The sequence below is a fragment of the Streptomyces sp. NPDC005799 genome (assembly GCF_040630525.1).
GTDB lineage: Bacteria > Actinomycetota > Actinomycetes > Streptomycetales > Streptomycetaceae > Streptomyces > Streptomyces griseorubiginosus_B.
This window is the reverse complement of the sequence record NZ_JBEXXQ010000196.1, coordinates 1-1,772: the sequence shown is the minus strand read 5'-3', so window position 1 is coordinate 1,772 and position 1,772 is coordinate 1. Positions and strand designations below refer to the sequence as shown.

1 protein-coding gene is annotated in these 1,772 nt (G+C 67.8%); it reads left to right on the top strand.

Annotated elements, in window-relative coordinates; all coding sequences use genetic code 11:
* The first annotated feature begins 92 nt into the window (after nt 1–92).
* Nucleotides 93–1,592, top strand: a complete 1,500-nt coding sequence (locus tag ABZ453_RS51185) for an MFS transporter (protein WP_359026945.1) — start codon at nt 93–95, stop codon at nt 1,590–1,592.
* Nucleotides 1,593–1,772 lie beyond the last annotated feature (180 nt).

The window sequence follows — 1,772 nt, the reverse complement described above, 5'->3', positions numbered from 1 at the left end:
ACTTGCATCGTGGAAACCGATCTGTTTTTCTAGCTGGAAACAGATCGGTTTCCGACTGATGGTCGGTCCATGACCAGCGACTAAGGGGAAAAGTGAGTACCACCTTCGATCGTGGGGCGTCCGCCTCCGGGAAAACAGACTCGGGCCGCCGCGGCTCACACGCCACGCGCTGGTGGGTGCTTGTCGTGCTGGGTGTGGCGCAGCTCATGGTGACGCTCGATGCGACGGTCGTGAACATCGCGCTGCCCGAAGCGCAACATGACCTCGGTTTCAGTGACGGCAGTCGGCAGTGGGTCATCACGGGTTACGCCCTGGCGTTCGGCAGCCTGTTGCTGCTCGGTGGCCGCCTCGGTGACCTGTTCGGTCGGCGTACGACCTTCCTGACCGGCCTGGTCGGCTTCGCGGGTGCCTCCGTCCTGGGCGGCGCGGCCGGAAACTTCGACATCCTCGTTGCGGCACGTGTGGCCCAGGGGCTCTTCGCCGCGCTGCTGGCCCCCGCGGCGCTCTCGCTGCTCAGTGTGACCTTCACCGATCCGGCCGAGCGGCCCAAGGCGTTCGGCATTTTCAGTGCGCTGGCCGGTGCGGGCGCCGCGGTCGGACTCCTGCTCGGCGGCATGCTCACCGAATGGGCGTCGTGGCGCTGGGTGATGTACGTGAACGTCGTCTTCGCGGGCGTCGCGCTGGCCGGTGCGCTGCTGTTGCTGGCCAAGCCCGCACACACCGAGCGTCCCAGGATCGACGTTCCCGGCACCGTCGTGGTGAGCGCCGGGCTGTTCGGCATCGTCTACGGGCTCGCGCACGTCGAGTCCACCAGCTGGACCGACCCGGTCGCTCTCGGTTCCATGATCGGCGGTGTGGTGCTGCTCGGGGTGTTCGCCTGGCTGGAGTCCAGGGTCGCGCATCCCCTGCTGCCGTTGCGCGTCGTGCTGGACCGGGCCCGGGGTGGTTCGTTCCTGGCCGTGTTCGTCCTGGGCATGGGGATGTTCTCGATCTTCCTGTTCCTGACGTACTACCTGGAGGCCAGCATCGGCTACTCGCCGATCGAGGCGGGTCTGTCCTTCCTGCCGATGGTCGGCGGCATCGTCGCCGCCTCGACCACGGTGCCGTCGCTGCTGCTGCCCAGGGTCGGCCCGAAGACCGTGGTCAGCGCCGGCTTCCTGGTCTCCGCGTCCGGTATGGCCCTGCTGACCCGGCTCACGCTGGACAGCGCCTACGTCGCCGACATCATGCCGGGCATGATCCTGCTGGGGCTCGGTATCGGTGCGGTGATGACCACCTCGTTCCAGGGTGCGACCGCGGGCGTGCACCATGAGGACGCGGGCGTGGCCTCGGCGCTGATCAACACCAGCCAGCAGGTGGGCGGCTCGATCAGCACGGCACTGCTGACCACCGTCGCCTCATCGGCTGCGACCGACTACCTGTCCTCGCACAAGCCGGGCGCGCTGACCATGGCCCAGGCCGGGGTCGAGAGCTACACGGCCACCCTGGCGTGGGGTGCCGGGATCTTCGTGGTCGGTGCGGTGCTGGCGGCGTTCCTGATGCCGAATGCGGCTCTGGCGCCGTCTGAGGGCGAGCCCGTCATCGCCCACTGAGCCCGAACCCGCCGTGGTGAGACATGCCCTGTGCTGATTGGTGCTCTCAAGCCGCCGATCAGGGAAGGAAGGCACGGGCATCTCTGATACTGGCGCCCACCGTCTACCGGCACGTTCCGTCGTCACCCAACCGAGCACCGCCGGTAGAGGGCACCCGAGACGTGGGCTGCATTGGCGAGG